The organism is Sphingobium jiangsuense (genome assembly GCF_014196495.1).
In the GTDB taxonomy this organism is placed as follows: domain Bacteria; phylum Pseudomonadota; class Alphaproteobacteria; order Sphingomonadales; family Sphingomonadaceae; genus Sphingobium; species Sphingobium jiangsuense.
Genome location: NZ_JACIDT010000008.1, coordinates 159,842 through 177,977 on the forward strand (window position 1 = coordinate 159,842; position 18,136 = coordinate 177,977).

Consider the following 18,136-nt stretch of genomic DNA (forward strand, 5'->3'; position numbering starts at 1 on the left):
CATCAGAATTCGAAGCCCAGCTGCACGCCGTAGACGCGCGGTTCGCGGGCGGTGGCGAAGCCCCAGTAGACCGGGAAGGCCGAGGCGGTGAACGCCGTCTGCGTGCCCCGATCGTCCAGCAGGTTGCGCACGAAGCCGGTCACGCGATATTTCGCCCGGTCGTTGATGTTGAAGATCAGCGAGACGCTGGCGTCCATCAGGTTCTGCGCGTCGGACCGCAGGCGCGGGTCGTTGCGCGGCACGGTGACGACGGCACCCGCGGGCGCGGTGATCGCGGTCGGGTAGATCGCCGGGTCCGCCGACACCTGCTGGTCGTAGGGCGAGAGATAGCGATAGCCGACATTGAACTTCAGCGTGCCGTCGAAGCGGCCCATATTGAGCGGCGCGGCATATTCGGCGTTGACCGACGCGGTGATCTTCGGCGCGTAGATCATGTCGACACCCGAGAAATCGAAGGTGCGCGTGATCGCGCCGGTGGTGGTCGTAACCGGCTGGGCGACGAGGAAGCCCTTGAACTTGCTGTTGGTATAGCCCATCGACCCGCGCAGCGTCAGCCCTTCGACAAGGCGCAGCGTCAGGTCGGCCTCCAGCCCCTTGATCTTCGCCGCGGCCGCGTTGATCACCACCGTCTGCGGCAGCGCGACGCCCGGCACGGAGACGGTGCTGGTCTGCTGGATGTCGCTATAGTCCGAATAGAAGGCGGCGACGTTGAAGCTCGCCCGGCGGTCGAGGAATTCGCTCTTGAAGCCGACTTCATAGGCATCGACCGTTTCCGGGTCATAGGGCAGGGCGGAGGAATAGGGCGTCAGCCCGCGTCCGTTGAACCCGCCGGAGCGATAGCCGCGCGACCAGCTGGCATAGACCATCAGGTCGCTGCCGGGGCGATAGTCGACGCCGATCTTGGGCGTGAACTTCTTCCACGTCTTGCTGTTGCGCGCGCCGGTGAAGTTGGCGGCGCTGTTGCCCGGATCGGTGAAGGCGGTCGCCAGCTGCTTTTCGTCATGCGTCCAGCGCCCGCCGCCCGACAGGCGCACCTTGTCGAAAATCTCCCAGTTGAAATCGACGAAGCCGGCATAGGATTCCGACCAGCCGGTCGTGTCCTGATGGGTCGGCGCGGCGCCGAAAACGGCGGTATACTGGTCGAGATGATAGCGGCTCTTGAAATAATAGAGGCCGACCACATAGTCGAAGCCGCTGAACAGGTCGCCCGACGCGCGCAGTTCCTGGCTGAACTGCCAATATTTCTGATCGCGATTGGCGAGGTAGAGGCCCGCGGTCGAATAATCCTGAAGAATGTCGTCCTTGCTCTCGCGATAGGCGGTGACGGAGGTCAGCGTCGCGCCGTCGAGACGCCAGTTCATCTCTCCGGTAATGCCGGAGGATCGGTATTTGCCGTAGAGATCCTGGCCCGCGATCACATTATAGACGCCCTCGCGCACATCCTGGTTGACCAGCGCGGGCGGCAGAAAGGCGGCGAAGAAATCGTTCGGTGCAGTCAGCGGGCCCAGCACCGGGTCGAAATCCTGCACCTGCCGGTCGAAGGTGACGAGCGCGTCGAAGCTGGCCGACGGGGTGAACAGCAGGCTGGCGCCGAAATTCTCGTTATTGGTGCCGCCGCGATGCTTGCCGGGGCGGGTGAGGTCGCGATAATAGCCGCTGCCGTCGGTGTGCATGTAGAACAGCTTGGCGGCGAGCAGATCGGGCGCGATCGGCGCGTTGAGCACGCCCTTGGCGCTGATCTGGTCGTAATTGCCGATGCTGGCCTCGAACTTGCCGCCCCATTCGCCGGTCGGGCGGGTGCGCTTCACGTTGATCACGCCCGCGATGGTGTTGCGGCCGAACAGCGTGCCCTGCGGGCCGCGCAGCACCTCGATCGATTCGATGTCGAAAAAGTCCAGCATCTGCCCGGTGGAGGTGCCGATATAGACGCCGTCGATATTGACGCCGACCGCCGGGTCGAAGGATTTCTCGATATCGGCGAAGGCGATGCCGCGAATCGAGATATTGGCCGCCGCCGCGCCGGTGCCGCCGCTGGTGATGATGACGTTGGGCGACGCGCCCTGAAGATCGCCGATGGTCAGCGCCGCCGCGCCTTCCAGCTGCGAGGGGGAGATGGCGGTGACGGCGACCGGGGTGTCCTGCAGCCGTTCCGAGCGGCGACGGGCGGAAACGATGATGTCGGCGACGCCGATCGACGGCTCCTCGGCGGCTTCCTGCGCATGGGCGGGCGCGGCCCAGAGCAGCGCGCTTCCCAGTGCCAGCAGCACCGGCCTCGTGACAATGGCCTTGGACATAACCTCACCTCTCCCTTTGTTTGGCGTTTTTCGGCCCGTGGCCGGTCCCCGCCTTATGTATGGCTGCACTAATCGCAGCCCTTTTCATGCTAAATCCAAAGGGAATTGCGAACTGTGATTTTCAGGAGGTAGGGCGCGATACTTGGCGGCGGGCGCGTGCTGTTTTCCTTTTACCTGAAACAAAACACAGGCGACAGGAGGACAGGAGCCGTGCATGGATCGGCAGGTACAGGATCGGAAAGGTGGAGGACCGGGGGCGTGGATCGCCAGAGCAATTTCGGCGGGACGGGAGCCGTCCGGGCGGGGCAGGGCTTCGATGTCGCCGCGCTGGAGGCATGGATGCGCGCGCAGGTGCCGGGTTTCACAGGGCCGGTCGAGGTGGAGCAGTTCAAGGGCGGCCAGTCCAACCCCACCTACAAGCTGGTGACGCCCGCCCGATCCTATGTGCTGCGCCGCAAGCCGCCGGGCAAGCTGCTGCCGGGCGCGCATGCGGTGGAGCGCGAATATCGCGTGCTCTCCGCGCTGGGGCGGGCGGGCTTCCCGGTCGCGCCGGTCCATGGGCTGTGCGAGGATGCCGGGGTCATCGGCACGCCCTTCTATGTGATGGACATGGTGGACGGGCGCATCTTCTGGGATTCGACCCTGCCCGCGCTGACGGCGCAGGAGCGCCCGGCCTATTTCGACGCGATGAACGCGGCGATCGCGCAATTGCACGGCGTGGACTATCAGGCGATCGGCCTTGGCGACTACGGCAAGCCCGGCAATTATTTCGCGCGGCAGATTTCCCGCTGGTCGCGCCAGTATCGCGAGGATGTCGACGCCGGGCGGCTCGACGACATGGACTGGCTCTCCGGCTGGCTGGAGGCGCATATACCGGAAGGCGACGAGACCAGCATCGTCCATGGCGATTTCCGCGCCGACAACATGATCTGGCACCCGACCGAGCCGCGCATCCTCGCGGTGCTGGACTGGGAGCTGTCGACGCTCGGCCATCCGCTCGCCGATTTCACCTATCATCTGATGATGTACCATCTGCCCCCGCACATCATCGGCGGCTTCAAGGGCGCGGACCTCGCCGCGCTCTCCATCCCGCCGCAGGAGGACTATGTGGCCGCCTATTGCCGCCGCACCGGGCGGGACGGCATCGCGAACCTGTCCTTCTACCTCGCCTTCAACATGTTCCGCTTCGCCGCGATCATCCACGGCATCAAGGGGCGGATCGCGCGCGGCACGGCGGCCTCGCCGGAGGCGCAGTCGCTGGTCGACACGCTGCCCGAACTCGCCGCCATCGGCCGCCGCACCGCGCAGGGCTGACCCCGCCCCCCGCGCTTTTTCGCACAATCGAGAGGAAATACGATGTTCAGCACCGACCGCGCGCAGGCGATTGCCGACAAGGTGGAAGCCTTCGTCCGCGAAACCGTCATCCCCTATGAGAAGGACCCGCGCTGCGGCTTTCACGGACCGAGCGACGAGATGGTGATGGAAATGCGCGAAAAGGCGCGGGCGGCGGGCGTGCTGACGCCGCATATCCTGCCCGACGGCAGCCACCTGACCCAGCGCGAGACGGCGACCGTGCTCATCCGCTCCGGCCTCTCCCCGCTGGGGCCGCTCGCCTGCAACACCATGGCCCCGGACGAAGGCAATATGTATCTGCTGGGCCATGTCGCCAACGAGGAGCAGAAGGCGCAGTTCCTCAAGCCCCTGGTCGAAGGGCGCGCGCGCTCCGCCTTCTTCATGACCGAACCGGCCGAGGACGGCGGCGCGGGGTCGGACCCGTCGATGATGAAGACGGTGTGCCGGCAGGACGGCAATCACTGGGTGATCAACGGCCGCAAGGCGTTCATCACCGGCGCGGAAGGCGCGAAGGTCGGCATCGTCATGGCGAAGAGCGACGACGGCGCCTGCATGTTCCTCGTCGACCTGCCCGATCCGGCGATCCGCATCGAGCGGGTGCTCGACACCATCGACAGCTCCATGCCCGGCGGCCATGCGGTCGTCCGCATCGACAATTTGCGCGTGCCCGCCAGCCAGATGCTCGGCGCGAGCGGCGAGGGCTTCAAATATGCGCAGGTGCGCCTCAGCCCCGCGCGCCTCTCGCACTGCATGCGCTGGCTGGGCGGCTGCATCCGCGCGCAGGAGATCGCGTCGGCCTATGCCTGCAAGCGCATGGCCTTCGGCAAGCCGCTGGTCGATCATGAGGGCGTCGGCTTCATGCTGGCCGAGAACATGATCGACATCCGGCAATGCGAGCTGATGATCGACTGGGCGGCCTCGGTGCTCGACACCGGCTCTCTCGGCACGGTGGAAAGCTCGATGGCGAAGGTCGCGGTGTCGGAGGCGCTGATGCGCATCGCCGACAAATGCGTGCAGGTGATGGGCGGCACCGGCGTCACGCAGGACACCATCGTCGAGCAGATCTTCCGCGAGGTACGTGCCTTCCGCATCTATGACGGCCCGACCGAAGTGCACAAATGGAGCCTCGCCAAGAAGATCAAGCGCGACCACAAGCACGCGTGAGCCACCCGCGCGCACGTCGGGGACTGGCGTAACTGCCAGTAGGCAGATGGCCGGTCCTGCCGGAACATCCCCGCCCGACAACGGAAAAGGGAAGGGGAGAGGAACGCCATGGCCGCGCTGCCGGAACGGTTCGACTATATCATCATCGGGGCGGGTTCGGCCGGTTGCGTGCTGGCCGACCGCCTCTCCGCCGACGGGCGGCATCAGGTGCTGCTGGTCGAGGCGGGCGGGCCGAACAACAGCGCGCTGATCTCCATGCCCAAGGGTATCGCCAGGGTGGTGTCCGACCCGCGCTATATCTGGCCCTATGTGGTGAGCCAGCCGCGCCATCCCGGCAATGAGGCGAAAGAGGTGTGGATCCGGGGCAAGGGGCTGGGCGGCTCCTCCGCGATCAACGGCATGATCTGGAGCCGGGGCGAACCCCAGGATTATGCCGATTGGGAGGCGGCGGGCGCGACCGGCTGGGGCGCCGACGCGATGATCGCGGCCTGGCGCGCGCTGGAGGATCATGATCTGGGCGGCAGTGAACTGCGCGGCACCGGCGGGCCGGTGCACATCACGGCGGAGACCTGGCGCTATCCGCTGGCCGAGCGGCTGATCGCGGCGGGCGAGCAGATGGGCCTCGTCCGCACCGACGACCTCAACAGCGTGGTCGGCGGGCGGGTCGGCTATTATTGCCACAATATCCGCAACGGGCGGCGGGAAAGCGGCGCGAAAGTGTTCCTGAGCCGCGCCCGCGCGCGGTCCAACTTCCACCTGCTGACCGATACCATGGCGAACCGCATCCTGCTGTCCGAAGGACGCGCGACCGGCGTCGATCTGACCAGCGCGGTGCTGGGCCGCCTCAGCATCGCCTGTGCGGGCGAGGTGATCGTCTGCGCCGGGACGCTGGAAAGCCCGGCGCTGCTGCAACGCTCCGGCATCGGCGACGGCGAGGCGCTGAAGGCGGCGGGCATCGCGGTGCGGCATCACAATCCGCATGTCGGGCGGCACATGCTGGAACATCTCTCCTACTCCATGCCGTTCCGGCTGAAGCGCGATGTCGGCATCGGCCAACATTATTACGGCCCCGGCCTGCTGAAGGCGGTGGCGCGCTATTATCTGCGGCATGACGGGCCGATGGCGACCGGGCCGTTCGAGGTCGGCGCCTTCCTCAGCACCGGCGTGCAGGGGCCGCGCACCGATTTCCAGCTGTATCTCAGCGGCTATATGTTCGCGCTGGGCGACAGCAACGAACCGGTGCCGCTCGGCAATATCGACAAGCGGCCGGGCATGACCGCTTCCGGCACGCTGCTGCGCCAGACCAGCGAGGGCAGCATCGACGCGCGCGGGCCGGAGGCGGGGGACGGCGTCGCGATTCTCCCCAACTGGCTGGCGACGGAGGAGGACCGGCGCGGCGCCATCGCCTCGATCCGGGCGATGCGCGACTATGTCCGGCAACCGGCGATCGCGGAGGATATCGGCGAGGAGCTGCTGCCCGGCGCGGCGGTGCAGAGCGACGAGGCGATCCTCGATAATTTCCGCCAGCTGTCGACCAGCGGCCTGCACGGCGTCGGCACCTGCCGCATGGGTCGGGAAGGGGAGAGCGTGCTCGACCCGGCGCTGCGCGTCCGGGGCGTCGGCGGGCTGCGCGTCGCCGATTGCTCGGCGATGCCGGGACTGATCACCGGCAACACCAACGCACCCGCCATGGCGCTGGGCTGGCGCGCGGCGGATATAGTATTGGCGGGGTGAGGGATTGGGGAACTGTCACCCCCCGTTCGGGCTGAGCCTGTCGAAGCCCTGTCCTTTTCTTTGAGAGGCAAGAAGGAAGTACAGCCGTTGGGCTTCGCCCGCCCTGCGGGTCGACAAGCTCTGGGGCGAACGGTTCTATTGTGTCAGATTAGATCGCAAAACGGGGCCTCACGCCCCATCCTCTCCGGTCCCCCGCACCTCCTGATAGACGGCATCCACCGTGCGGATGATCAGCGCCTGCACCTGCTCCATGCGCTCTTCGGAAAAGGCGTCGCGGTTCAGCAGCAGGCCCATATGGGCGGACATCGCGAAATCGCTGACCAGTTGCAGCTTTGCCAGATTGCTCTTCCACTGCGGGAAATGCTGCACCATCTCGTTGAGCCAGATCTGGTCGAACCGCTTGGCGATGGGGAAGAAGAATTCCGCCAGCGCCTTGTCCGTCCGCGCGGCGATCGCGATCTCGAAATAGGCGGTATATTCGCGATCCTGAAGGCTTTCCCAGTGCAGCTGGGTCGCCGTGGTAACGAAATCGCTGTCCTTGTCCATGATGTCGAAATAATCGGTGATGAAGCGGCCCATCCGCTTGTAGAACAGATATTCGGTCAGCGCCGCGACGAGCTGGATCTTCTCCGCGAAATGATGGTGCAGCGCGCCGCGCGACACGCCCGATCGGGTGCAGATGGCCGGGATGGACAGGCCCGAATAGCCGATTTCCACCAGGCAATCGATCGCCGCCTCGAACAGCTTCTGCCGGGTCTGGCTGCTCTTGCGCTGCTGCCAGCCCGCATCCTCCGCCGCGATGCTGGCCGGGCGAATCCGGTTCAGCAGCCTTTCTCTCATCTGGTCCATCGCCCCGCATCTCGGGCGGATCGGGCCCTTCTGTCAATGCCGCCGCGCCTCCTATGCAAAATGTCAGTTTTTCCCGCGGGCCGCCTTCCGTAGAAAAACAGGAAGGATTTCCCGTTATAGTGCGCGCCCGTCGGAACAGAGCGGATTGTCAGGATCTGGCGCGGCACAGGCAAGTCTTTGGAATTTCAAAGAAGATCGAAAACCATAAACGGAAGAGGGGTATATATGGACAAATATCGTTTCCTGTCGTTCTGTAGCGCCGCCGCGATGGCGGCCGCCCTGCCGGCCCATGCGCAGGATGCAGCGGCCGATGCGCCTGCGGGCGGCATTCAGGACATCGTCGTGACCGCGCAGAAAAGGGCGCAGAACCTTCAGGACGTGCCGATCGCGGTGTCGGCGGTCAGCGCCCAGACGCTCGGTTCGATGCAGGTGACGACGCTTCAGGCGCTGCAAGGCTCCGTCCCCAACGCCCAGATCGAAAACTTCTCCAACGCGCCCAATACGGCGGTGTTCACCATTCGCGGCATCGGCGTGATCGAGCCCGATCCCTATGCGGGCAACACCGTGTCGATCGTCGTCGACGGCGTGCCGCAATTCTTCAGCATGGGCGCGCTGCTCGACATGTATGACGTGGAGCGCGTCGAAATCCTGCGCGGGCCGCAGGGCACGCTGTTCGGCGCCAACACCACCGGCGGCGTGGTCAATGTCGCGACCGCGCGGCCGACCGGCGAATTCGGCGGCTATGCGAAGGTCAATGTCGGCAATTGGGGCCGGTTCGACGCGTCCGGCTCGATCGAGATGCCGATCGTCACCGACAAACTCTCGCTGAAGGTCGCGGGCATCCATACCGAGCGCAACGGCTGGACCACGAATATCTGGAACGGCGAGGACATGGGCAGCAAGAATATCGATGCCGTGCGCGGCATTCTTCATGCGACGCCCACGCCGGACCTCAGCATCACCCTGCAGGGCGAATATGTCGCCGCCCGCAACGGCGCGCCGATCGTCATCAACGGCGGCCAGGCGGGCGAGGCCAATCATGTGCCCGCCGGAACCTTCTGGAACGGCGCGGTGCTGCCGATGTACGCCTCGCCCTGCGCGGTGCCGGGCGAGCGCTGCGTCGCGCCGAAGAAATATTATTCCGGCAATAACGAAGTGCCCGACCAGTCGGATATGGACACCTATTTCACCGTGCTGACGGTCGAGGCGAAGAATACGCCGCTCGGCGACATCACCTCGATCAGCGGATACAAGAAGTTCAAGCTGTTCGAATATACCGATCAGGACGGCACGTCGAAGACCAACAACGCGACCCGCCGCCGCACCGAAGCCTGGCAGTTCAGCCAGGAGCTGCGCACGAACATCGATATCGGCGACCGCTTCAACATGATCCTCGGCGGCTTCTACATGAAGACGCATTATGATCACTATCAGATGTATCATCTCGACTTCGCACTGCCCGGTCTTGCCCAGTTCAACACGCAGGATCAGGACACCGAATCCTTCTCCGCCTTCGCGCAGAGCTATACCAGACTGACCGACAAGCTGACCTTCCAGGCGGGCATCCGCTACACCCATGACAAGATCGACGCACGCGCCACGCTCGACAATGCGATGAACCTGCCCGCGCTGACCGCGCCGGGCTGGGACGGCGGCCTCAACGACCCCGCGACCGTCCACCAGATCGACACCGGCGGCAAGCGCAGCTGGAACAATGTCGGCTGGAAGCTGGGCCTCGATTATCAGGTCGACACCAACAAGCTGCTCTACGCCAGCTGGGCGCGCGGCTTCAAATCGGGCGGCTTCACCGGGCGCATCGGCGTGCTGGAGGACGGCAACGAGCCGTTCAACCCGGAAAAGGTCGACACCTTCGAAGCCGGCATGAAGCTCGATCTGTTCGACCGGCGCCTGCGCGCCAATTTCGCAGCCTTCTACACCAATTACCGCAATATGCAGGTCGCGCAGATCTATTACGACCCGGATACGCAGGTGCAGGGCAACCGCATCCTCAACGCCGCCAAGTCGGAAATCAAGGGCTTCGAGCTGGAACTGACCGCAATGCCGGCGACCGGCCTGACGCTCAGGGGTTCGCTCGGCTATCTCGACACCAAATATAAGGAATTCTTCTATTTCGACCCGGTGTCGCTGGCCATTCACGACCTGAAGGGCAAGCCGCTTCAGAACGCGCCCAAATGGGCGACGTCGCTGGGCGCCAATTACGACATGGAAATGGGCGACGGGTCGCGCGCGATATTCGACGTCAGCTGGCGCTACACGGCGAAGAAATATTATACCGCGATCCTGAACACGCCGCGCTCGACCGTCCAGCCGACCTATCTGGTCGACACCTCGCTGACCTTCCTGCCGGCGGGCGAGCGGTTCGAGATCACGCTCTGGGGCAAGAACATCCTCGACAAGCGCTATATCGCGTCGGTCTATGACTCGCCCGGCTATATGGGGCTCGCCGCTTATGCGCCGCCGCGCGAATATGGCATTTCGGGCAAGGTCAAATTCTGATGCATGCGGTCCCGCCCCCGGTCTGCAACGCCGGGGGCGGGGCCGCGCCTCATGAAACAGGAAGGCAGGAGCGGATGACGGGACGGGTTGAGGGCAGGGTGGCGCTGATCACCGGCGGGGCGTCGGGCCTCGGCGCCGAGGATGCGCGCGTGCTGGCGCGCGAGGGCGCGAAGGTCGTGCTGACCGACATTCAGGAGGAATTGGGGCGGAAGATCGCCGCCGAAATCCCCGGCGCCACCTTCCTGCGCCATAATGTCGCGAGCGAGGCGGACTGGCAGGCGGTCATCGCCTGCACCGTCGAGCTGCACGGACGGATCAACATCCTCGTCAACAATGCGGGGCTGGTCCGCTTCGGCAGCATCGAGGATATGAGCTATGCCGACTATAAATTGCAGGTCGACGTGATGCTCGACAGCACCTTCCTGGGGTGCAAATATGCGATCCCGCACATGCCGCATGACGGCACCGGCTCCATCGTCAACATGGCGTCGATCGGCGGCATCAAGGGGATCAGCGCCATTCCCGCCTATGCGGCGGCCAAGGGCGGCATCATCGCGATGACCCGATCGATCGCGATCCACTGCCGCGAGCAGGGCTATCGCATCCGGGTCAACTCGATCGCGCCGGGCGGCATCGTCACGCCGATGACCGCGCAGGCGGTGGCGGAGCTGGACGCCGACGATCCGGGCCTGAAGCAGAACGCCGATCACGGCATGGGCCAGCCCGCGGACATCGCCAATATGGTGCTCTATCTCGCCAGCGACGACGGGCGGCACATCACCGGCACCAACATCGTCATCGACAATGGCGAAACCATCGGCTGAGCGAGGGAGAAGGACAGCATGAACGCCCCCGATCTTCGCACGATCCCGTCCGAGCAGCGCCGCGTCGTGCAGGTCTGCTGGGTGGTGGACGATATCGACGCCGCGATGGCGAACTGGACGCAGGTGATGGGCATCGGCCCGTTCCTGATCTTCCGCGACCTCAAGATCGACACCGTCCGCTATCGCGGCACGCCGACCTCGACCCATTTCTCGATCGCGATGGCGCAGGCGGGCGGCGTGCAGATCGAGCTGGCGCAGCAGCATTGCGACAACCCGTCCGCCTATCGCGATCTGGTAGCGAAGGGGCGCAACGGCCTCCACCATATCGCCATCTATGTGAGCGACTATGACGCCGCGCTCGCCCATTTCACCGATCAGGGCCTGGTCGCGGCGATCGACGGCACCTTCGGCGACATGCGCTTCGCCTATGTCGATACCGCCGAAAAGCTGGGCTGCATGGTCGAGATCATCGAGGCGAACCCGGTGCAGGACGACATCTTCGCCCGCGTCGCCGCCGCCGCGGAAGGCTGGGACGGCGTCACCGATCCGGTGCGTCCCGGCTTTGCGTAAACCCGATTTGAACTGGAGAGACGGACGATGACCCCTATCCCTGTGGAAGAGCGCCTCGCGCTACAGGATCTGATGACCGATTATTGCTATGCGGTCGACAAGCTGACGGATGTGGAGGAATTGCTCGACCTCTTCACCGAGGACGCGGTGCTGGATCTGAGCGATATTGGCCTGCCGCTGATGTCGGGCCGGGCGGAATACCGGAAATTCTACGATTCCGTCTTTGCCGACATGTCGCACCACACCCATTATATCAGCAATTTCCGCGTCGAATCCTATGCGGGCGACACCGCCGTCATGCGCGCCTATGTGCAGGGGCTGGGCCGGTCGAAGGCGGGCAACGAGGTGCTGGTCCATGTCCGCTACCGCATGGATTGCGTGAAGCGCGGGGGCGTGTGGAAATGCGCCAGATATTATATATTCGCGGGCATGCCGATGCCCGGATCGCTGGAGGAAATTCACGGCGACCGCTGACGCGCGCCGCCTGTCATCCTGTTTCAAGAAGGACAGCATCATGGCCACGACTTACCCCACGCACCCCGATGCCCGGCTTCCGGCGGCGCGCGGCGACCGGATCAGCGGCGAGCGCTACTGGTCGAAGGATTTCGCCGAGCGCGAATGGCAGCATATGTGGAAGCGCGTCTGGCATGTCGGCGGGCGCACATCCCAGCTGGAGGAGCCGGGCGACTTCATCGTCCATAATTTCCTGCATGAATCGGTGATGATGGTGAAGCAGGAGGACGGCTCCATCCGCGCCTTCTTCAACGTCTGCATGCATCGCGGCAACCAGCTCGTCACCGTGAGCGAGGGCGGCGTCGCGGACAGCTTCGCCTGCCCCTATCATGGCTGGAAGTGGGGCATAGACGGCTCGCTCAAATGGGTGCAGGACGCCGAGGATTTCCCGCAGGGCAACCCGTGCGGCAAGCTGCACCTGAAGGAATTGCCGTGCGAGACATGGGGCGGCTTCATCTTCTGGAGCTTCGACCGCAATGCGAAGCCGCTGATGGAGTATCTCGACCCCATCCCGACGCTGCTCGCCAATCGCGACCTCGACAACCATGTGCGCGTCGTGTGGCGGACGCTGCGGGTCAGGACCAACTGGAAATTCGCCTCCGACAATTTCAACGAGGCCTATCATATCCCGGCGGTGCATCCGCAGTTCATGCCGATGATCGACGATCATTACGGCAACACGCTGTTCGAAATGTACCCGACCGGCCACAACCGGATGATCGAGAAGCTGCAACCTTCCTCCCGCTATCCGCTGAAGGACGAGGTGCAGCCGCTCTGGGCCGATGTGCTGCGCGAATGGGATATCGATCCGGACGAATATCAGGGCCGGGCGCAGGAGGCGCGCATCGCGCTCCAGCAGGCGCGGCGGCGGCTGGGGCCGGAGCGGGGATACGACTATTTCGCGAAGTTCACCGACGATGAGCTGACCGACCAGATGCACCACACCTGCTTCCCCAATCTGACGCTGACCGGCACCGCCGAGGGGCTGCATGTGTTCCGCACCGAGCCGGACGCCGAAGATCCCAACTGGTCGACCTTCGACTATTGGTATCTGGTGCCGCGGGTGAGGGGCGCGACGCAGGTGGCGACGCTGTACGGCATGCGCCCCTATGAGGAGGCCGAGCATGAAACCGGCACCTTCACCGATTATGAGACGACCATCGCGCAGGGCGATTTCCTCGCGCAGGATCTTTCCCTTGCCGAAACGCAGCAGCGGGGCCTGCGCTCGATGGCGTTCGAGGATTGCTACCTCGCCGGGCAGGAAACCCGCGTGCGGCGCTTCCATGAGGTGCTGAACGATTATCTGGAAGGGCGGCGCTAGAGCGTTTTCAAGTCAGATGGTACATCTGACGGCTCGGAAAACGCGCCAAACAAGGAATAGCCAGACTCTGTCCGGTTCAATCTGAACAGGACAGAGTCCAAGCGGGAACGGTTCCCCCGTTGCGCATCGCGCGGGGGGCGCCGTCATGCCACTCTGTCCATGAGTTGCGGAGGTTGTGACCCAACGTCCCGAAGCCCCCATATCTGATATCGGGTTCTTAGCCCGTCAGGAGGCCGCCATCGACGGGCAGCACGATGCCCGTGACATAGGCGGCCTCGTCGCTGGCGAGACAGACGGCGGCATGGGCAATGTCTTCGGGACGGCCCGGACGGCCAAGCGGGACCAGCCCGGCCGCGCTCGCCGAAGCATCCTGCGACGATGTTCCCGCCACGCCTTCCAGACGGGCGAATATGGGGGTGTCGATAATGCCCGGCGCAATGGCGTTGACCCGCACGCCGTCATTCGCCGCCGCGCATTGGCGAGCCAGCGCACGGGTGAAACCGATCAGGCCGCTCTTGCTGGCGGAATAGGAGACGAACACGCCCGATCCGCGAATCCCCGTTACCGAGGCGATGTTGATGATCGCGCCCCGGCCATCGCCCCGCCTGATGAGGGGCAGCATATGTTTCACGCCAGAAAGGCGCCATCCAGTATGACCGCCTGCTGACGGCGCCAGTCCTTGAGGGCCAGTCGGGTGATATCCCCGCCAATGCCCATGCCCGCATTGTTGACGAGGATATCCAGCCCGCCGAGAAGGCGCGGGACGGTATCGGCGGCGCGCTCCCAGTCCTGTTCCTCGGACACGTCAAGATGCCGGAACCGGGCGGATGGCCCGATGGCGCGCGCAGCCGCCTCTCCCGCCTCGATAGTAATGTCCGTCAGCAGGATCTGTGCGCCCTCGCGCGCCATCTGCCGCGCGCAAGCCAGCCCGATGCCGCTGGCCGCGCCGGTGATGAGGACGCGTTTGCCATACAGGCGGCCTGTCGTCATCGGGCGCTCCCCCCTTATCGCTTGATATTGGCGTAATAGGGGATCGGCACATCATCCTCGCCCGCGCCGTCGCCGACCATCATCTTCGTGCGCGGATGCATGATCGCGCCGTCGGTGATGACGTTGAGGCAGGCAGGCTTGCCGGACGCGAATGCCTCACGGACGGCATCGGCCAGATCGTCATAACGGTCGATTCGCCGCGCCCGGACCCCGAAGCCCGCCGCGATCTCGTCATAACGGGTGTCGCCCAGCGTCACGATGACCTCCCGATTGCGCCCGTACAGGAGATTTTGCGCATTTCGCGACATCCCCCATTCGGAATTGTTCAACACCACGGTCACGATCGGCAGGCCGTGCCGCACCATCGTGTCGAATTCCTGAATGTTGAACCCGACGCCGCCGTCGCCCGCGAAGCATATGACCGGTCGATCCGGGCGCGCGCGCGCGGCGCCGATGGCGAAGCCGGGAGAAATGCCGAGGCAGCCGAGATAGCCGCAGCGCAGATGCTGCCCCGCCCCCGGTGAGCGGACCAGATCGCCCACCCAGTTGCCCGCCTCGCCGCCATCGGCAATGACGGCGGTGCCTTCGGGCATCGCATCCATGATCGCGGCAACGGCATGTCCGGGATGCAGCTTGCCCGGCGCCGTTTCCTTCGGCGCATCGGCAAAGCTGTTGCGCGCCGCCTGCCGGAAACCGCGAAGCTTTTCCGCCCAGGCCGAGCGGTCGGGCCAGTCGCCTTCGCTCGCCCGCACCGTCAAGGCGTCGATCGCAGCGCCCACATCGGCGATGATGGGCAGATCGGCCATACGCACGCGGCCGATTTCCTCCGGATTGATCTCTATCTGGATGACCTTGGCTTCGGCGGGGATGATGGCCCCCATCGCACCGCCCAGAAACATTCCCATGCGCGCACCCAGCAGCAGCACCACATCGGCGGGCGCGCCGGATCCCGCGGCCATGGCCAGTCCGGCGGCGGCCCCGGCATATAGGGGGTGGCCGTCCGGAAGAACGCCGAGCGCCTTCTGGCTCGCGATCACCGGAATGCCGGTAAGTTCGGCAAATTCGCGCAGCCGCCACCCCGAATCGGTGAGCATGACACCGCCGCCCGCGATCATCACCGGACGTTCCGCCTGTCGCAGCGTCTCGATGGCCGACGCCACCGCATCGGCCTGCGGGGCGGGCGCGACCGGCCTTGCCCAATGCTCCGTCCGCGGCGGCTGTTCGTCGGTGGGCCAGAACATCACGTCGATCGGAATTTCCAGAAAGACGGGGCCGGGGGCGCCGGAGAGCGCCAGTTCGGCGGCGCGGCGAACGAAGGGGACGATGCGATCCGGCTCGTTGATGCGCTGCGCCCATTTGGTGACGGGACGGGCCATGGCGACGGCATCGAAACCGCCCTGCAACGTATTCGTCTCTTCTTCCCGCGCGGGGGCGGCGCCGGCGATGAACAGGGTCGGGATGCGGTCGAGATAGGCATTGGCCATGGCGGTCAGCGCATTGGTAAAGCCCGGCCCGGCGGTGATCGCGCACACGCCGAGCCTGCCGTTGGAGGAACGGGCATAGGCATCGGCCGCATGCCCTGCCGCCGCCTCATGCCGGGTATCGGTCAGCCGGATGCCGAATTCTTCGCAGGCCATGTATAGCGGGTCGAGGTGGCTTCCGTGGAGGGCAAAGATTTCCCTGACGCCAAGCCCTGCCAGTGTCGCCGCGACCAGTTCACCGGCGGCGCGTTTCTTCGTCATCGACTGCTCCCATTTCTGATTATGAGCCTGTGATGTAAACGGCAATTCCGATGATGACAAGGAAATTTGCATGCAATAAACGGAACTCTGTCGAGCGGCTCAGGCCCGTGACCGCCCCCTTCGCCTCTGCTGCAATCCGGCGATATATGATATTTTGTTCAGGGGATCCGGGGTGTTGAAGGCGAAAGGGCGCAAGGTGCATTTTCACCCTTGAAGCGCAGGACATTGGATGCAATATGCAGAAAACAGAGCGCAGGCCCGGTCAACGGGCCGCGCCGTGACAGGAGCGCCGACTTTGCCATCGATCGAGAGTTCCCCCAAGGATGGGCGCATGCTGACCGCCGCCGTGATCGGCGCGGGCATGGCGGGCATTCTGGCCGCGATCCGTCTCGATCAAAGCGGCATTGCCTGCGACGTTTACGAAAAAGGCGACAGTGTCGGCGGCACATGGCGCGAGAACACCTATCCCGGCATCGCCTGCGATGTCGCCGCGCATTGGTACACCTATAATTTCGCGCGCAATCCGGAATGGGATTCGCTCATGGCGAAGGGCGAGGATATCCGCGCCTATTTCGAACATGTGGCGAGCGATTTCGGCGTGCTGGAAAAAATACGCTTCAACGATGAAGTGGTTCTGCTTCGCTATGACGCGGGGCGCTGGCATCTGGAGACGGCATCGGGCCACAGGGCCGATTACGATATCGTAATCGCGGCGACCGGTGTTCTCCATCACCCCAATATTCCCGATTTTGCGGGCATCGACACGTTCAGGGGGGCCGTTTTTCACTCCGCGCGCTGGGACCATGGCGTGCCGCTGGATGGGAAGAATATCGGCATCATCGGCAATGGTTCCACAGCGGCACAACTGGTCAGCGCGTTGGTCGAAGGCGCGAAGCGGCTGGACCTGTATCAGCGTACGGCGCAATGGGTGATGCCGCGAGACAACATCCCCTATTCGGAGGAAGAGAAGGCGCTGTTCCGGAAAGATCCCGCCGCGCTCGAAGCGCTGATCCGGGAACTGCGGTCCAAGACGCTCAATGGGTATGCGGCCGCGGTCATCGACGTGAGTTCGCCGGAATATCGGGCGCTGGAACAGGTGGCGCAGGACAATCTCGCGACGGTAAAGGACGCCGCGCTGCGGGAACGGCTCACCCCCGATTACAAGGTGGCCTGCAAGCGGCTGGTCATTTCCAGCACCTTCTACGACGCCATCCAGCATCCCAACGCCAGATTGGTCACCAGCCCGATCGAACGGATCGAGCCTGAAGGCGTGCGCACGGCGGACGGCAATCTGCACGAACTGGATGTTCTGGTGCTGGCGACGGGGTTTCAGGTGGACCGTTTCATCCGCCCGACCCGCGTCATCGGGCCTGGGGGTCTCGATCTTGACGATGTGTGGGCGGAGGGGCCGCTGGCCTATCTTTCGATGAGCGTGGCCGGGTTCCCCAATTTCTTCCTGCTCAACGGCCCCAACAGCCCGGTCGGGAATTTCTCTCTGGTGGAAGTGGCGCAGCATCAGATCGAATATATCCTCCAGCTTGTCGATGGCATTCGCACGGGCCACTACAGGGAAATCGCCGCCACGCCCGAAGCGATGCGCCGTTTCGAGGAAGAGCGCTGCGAAGCGGCGAAAAAGACCGTGTGGGTTACCGGATGCGATAGCTGGTATCTCGACAAGAAGGGTGTGCCGGCCTCGTGGACATTTTCCTATGACCGCTTCGTACAGGAGGCCGCGCATCCCAGGATGCAGGATTATGAAACGCGGTAAATCAGACGAAGGACAAGGCGAAAAACCGGAAAGGAGGGCAGATGCAGATGGTCAGCCGTGAAACGATAGAAAGGGCATTGAGCGCGCTGAACGCCGCGGAAAATGCCCGCGCGCAGACCAGCGCCGAAGAGGTCAGCGCCGGCATCGACAAGCTGATGTCGCCCGATGTCGAAGGGTGGCGCAACGGCGTTCATGTTCCGGACCGTGCGACCGAACGGGCGGTGGAAACCCGCGCCTTCGGGGCGCTGCCCGATTATTTCCGCACGATCGAGCGCGTGATCATCGATCCGCCCTTCGCGGCGACCGGCTGGACTATCCGCGGCTCGTTTGAGGGGCAGCCCGTCGAGGCGCCCGGATCGTCGCAGTTCGAATTCGGGGAGGACGGCCTGATCCGCCGGTACTGGATGAACTTCAATCCCGAAGACTTTTTCTACCGCAAGGGGTGAGAGACGACCTTTCCCGGCGCGCCCGGAACGGCGCCATTTATTGAGACGGAG

13 protein-coding genes and 1 pseudogene are annotated in these 18,136 nt (G+C 64.4%); 10 read left to right on the forward strand and 4 right to left on the reverse strand.

What is annotated here, in order from left to right; all coding sequences use genetic code 11:
• Nucleotides 1-2: 2 nt before the first annotated feature.
• Nucleotides 3-2,294, reverse strand: a complete 2,292-nt coding sequence (locus GGR43_RS12700) for a TonB-dependent receptor (RefSeq protein WP_188072340.1) — start codon at nt 2,292-2,294, stop codon at nt 3-5.
• A gap of 258 nt (nt 2,295-2,552) precedes the next feature.
• Here GGR43_RS12700 and GGR43_RS12705 point away from each other — a divergent pair, with 258 nt between their 5' ends.
• The 3 genes from GGR43_RS12705 (at nt 2,553) to GGR43_RS12715 (ending at nt 6,545) form a co-directional block, all read left to right on the forward strand.
• Complete coding sequence (locus GGR43_RS12705; RefSeq protein ID WP_284276727.1) at nt 2,553-3,608, forward strand: phosphotransferase family protein; 1,056 nt, start codon at nt 2,553-2,555, stop codon at nt 3,606-3,608.
• 42 nt (nt 3,609-3,650) lie between these two features.
• Nucleotides 3,651-4,811, forward strand: a complete 1,161-nt coding sequence (locus tag GGR43_RS12710; protein WP_188072341.1) for an acyl-CoA dehydrogenase family protein — start codon at nt 3,651-3,653, stop codon at nt 4,809-4,811.
• A 108-nt stretch (nt 4,812-4,919) separates the two neighbouring features.
• A complete protein-coding gene (locus GGR43_RS12715; RefSeq protein WP_188072342.1) occupies nt 4,920-6,545 on the forward strand; it encodes a GMC family oxidoreductase in 1,626 nt (541 codons plus the stop codon).
• A 168-nt stretch (nt 6,546-6,713) separates the two neighbouring features.
• Here the strand turns inward: GGR43_RS12715 and GGR43_RS12720 are convergent, their stop codons facing one another.
• Nucleotides 6,714-7,394, reverse strand: a complete 681-nt coding sequence (locus GGR43_RS12720) for a TetR/AcrR family transcriptional regulator (RefSeq protein ID WP_188072343.1) — start codon at nt 7,392-7,394, stop codon at nt 6,714-6,716.
• Nucleotides 7,395-7,619: 225 nt separating this feature from the next.
• Between GGR43_RS12720 and GGR43_RS12725 the strand changes: the two genes are divergently transcribed.
• The 5 genes from GGR43_RS12725 to GGR43_RS12745 all read left to right on the forward strand — a co-directional run bounded on the left by GGR43_RS12725 (nt 7,620) and on the right by GGR43_RS12745 (nt 13,139).
• Nucleotides 7,620-9,911, forward strand: a complete 2,292-nt coding sequence (locus tag GGR43_RS12725) for a TonB-dependent receptor (RefSeq protein WP_188072344.1) — start codon at nt 7,620-7,622, stop codon at nt 9,909-9,911.
• A gap of 74 nt (nt 9,912-9,985) precedes the next feature.
• On the forward strand, nt 9,986-10,735 hold the full coding sequence (locus GGR43_RS12730; RefSeq protein WP_188072345.1) for an SDR family oxidoreductase: 750 nt from the start codon (nt 9,986-9,988) through the stop codon (nt 10,733-10,735).
• 18 nt (nt 10,736-10,753) lie between these two features.
• Nucleotides 10,754-11,305 carry a VOC family protein gene (locus GGR43_RS12735; RefSeq protein WP_188072346.1) on the forward strand — a complete coding sequence of 184 codons (552 nt, stop codon included), beginning with the start codon at nt 10,754-10,756 and terminating at the stop codon, nt 11,303-11,305.
• Nucleotides 11,306-11,332: 27 nt separating this feature from the next.
• Nucleotides 11,333-11,779, forward strand: coding sequence for a nuclear transport factor 2 family protein (locus tag GGR43_RS12740; RefSeq protein ID WP_188072347.1), 447 nt, complete (start codon nt 11,333-11,335; stop codon nt 11,777-11,779).
• A 40-nt stretch (nt 11,780-11,819) separates the two neighbouring features.
• Complete coding sequence (locus GGR43_RS12745) at nt 11,820-13,139, forward strand: aromatic ring-hydroxylating oxygenase subunit alpha (RefSeq protein WP_188072348.1); 1,320 nt, start codon at nt 11,820-11,822, stop codon at nt 13,137-13,139.
• A gap of 217 nt (nt 13,140-13,356) precedes the next feature.
• Here GGR43_RS12745 and GGR43_RS23550 read toward each other — a convergent pair.
• A pseudogene (locus GGR43_RS23550) lies at nt 13,357-14,129 on the reverse strand (SDR family NAD(P)-dependent oxidoreductase).
• A gap of 14 nt (nt 14,130-14,143) precedes the next feature.
• Nucleotides 14,144-15,871 (reverse strand): thiamine pyrophosphate-binding protein, encoded by a 1,728-nt coding sequence (locus GGR43_RS12760; RefSeq protein WP_188072351.1) that lies wholly within the window; start codon nt 15,869-15,871, stop codon nt 14,144-14,146.
• 331 nt (nt 15,872-16,202) lie between these two features.
• On the opposite strand from GGR43_RS12760, the gene GGR43_RS12765 reads away from it, so the two are divergent.
• Nucleotides 16,203-17,639, forward strand: a complete 1,437-nt coding sequence (locus GGR43_RS12765; protein ID WP_188072352.1) for a flavin-containing monooxygenase — start codon at nt 16,203-16,205, stop codon at nt 17,637-17,639.
• 41 nt (nt 17,640-17,680) lie between these two features.
• The gene (locus GGR43_RS12770) at nt 17,681-18,085 is read left to right on the forward strand and encodes a nuclear transport factor 2 family protein (protein ID WP_188072353.1); all 405 of its coding nucleotides are present in this window, start codon (nt 17,681-17,683) and stop codon (nt 18,083-18,085) included.
• The last annotated feature ends 51 nt before the right edge of the window (nt 18,086-18,136 follow it).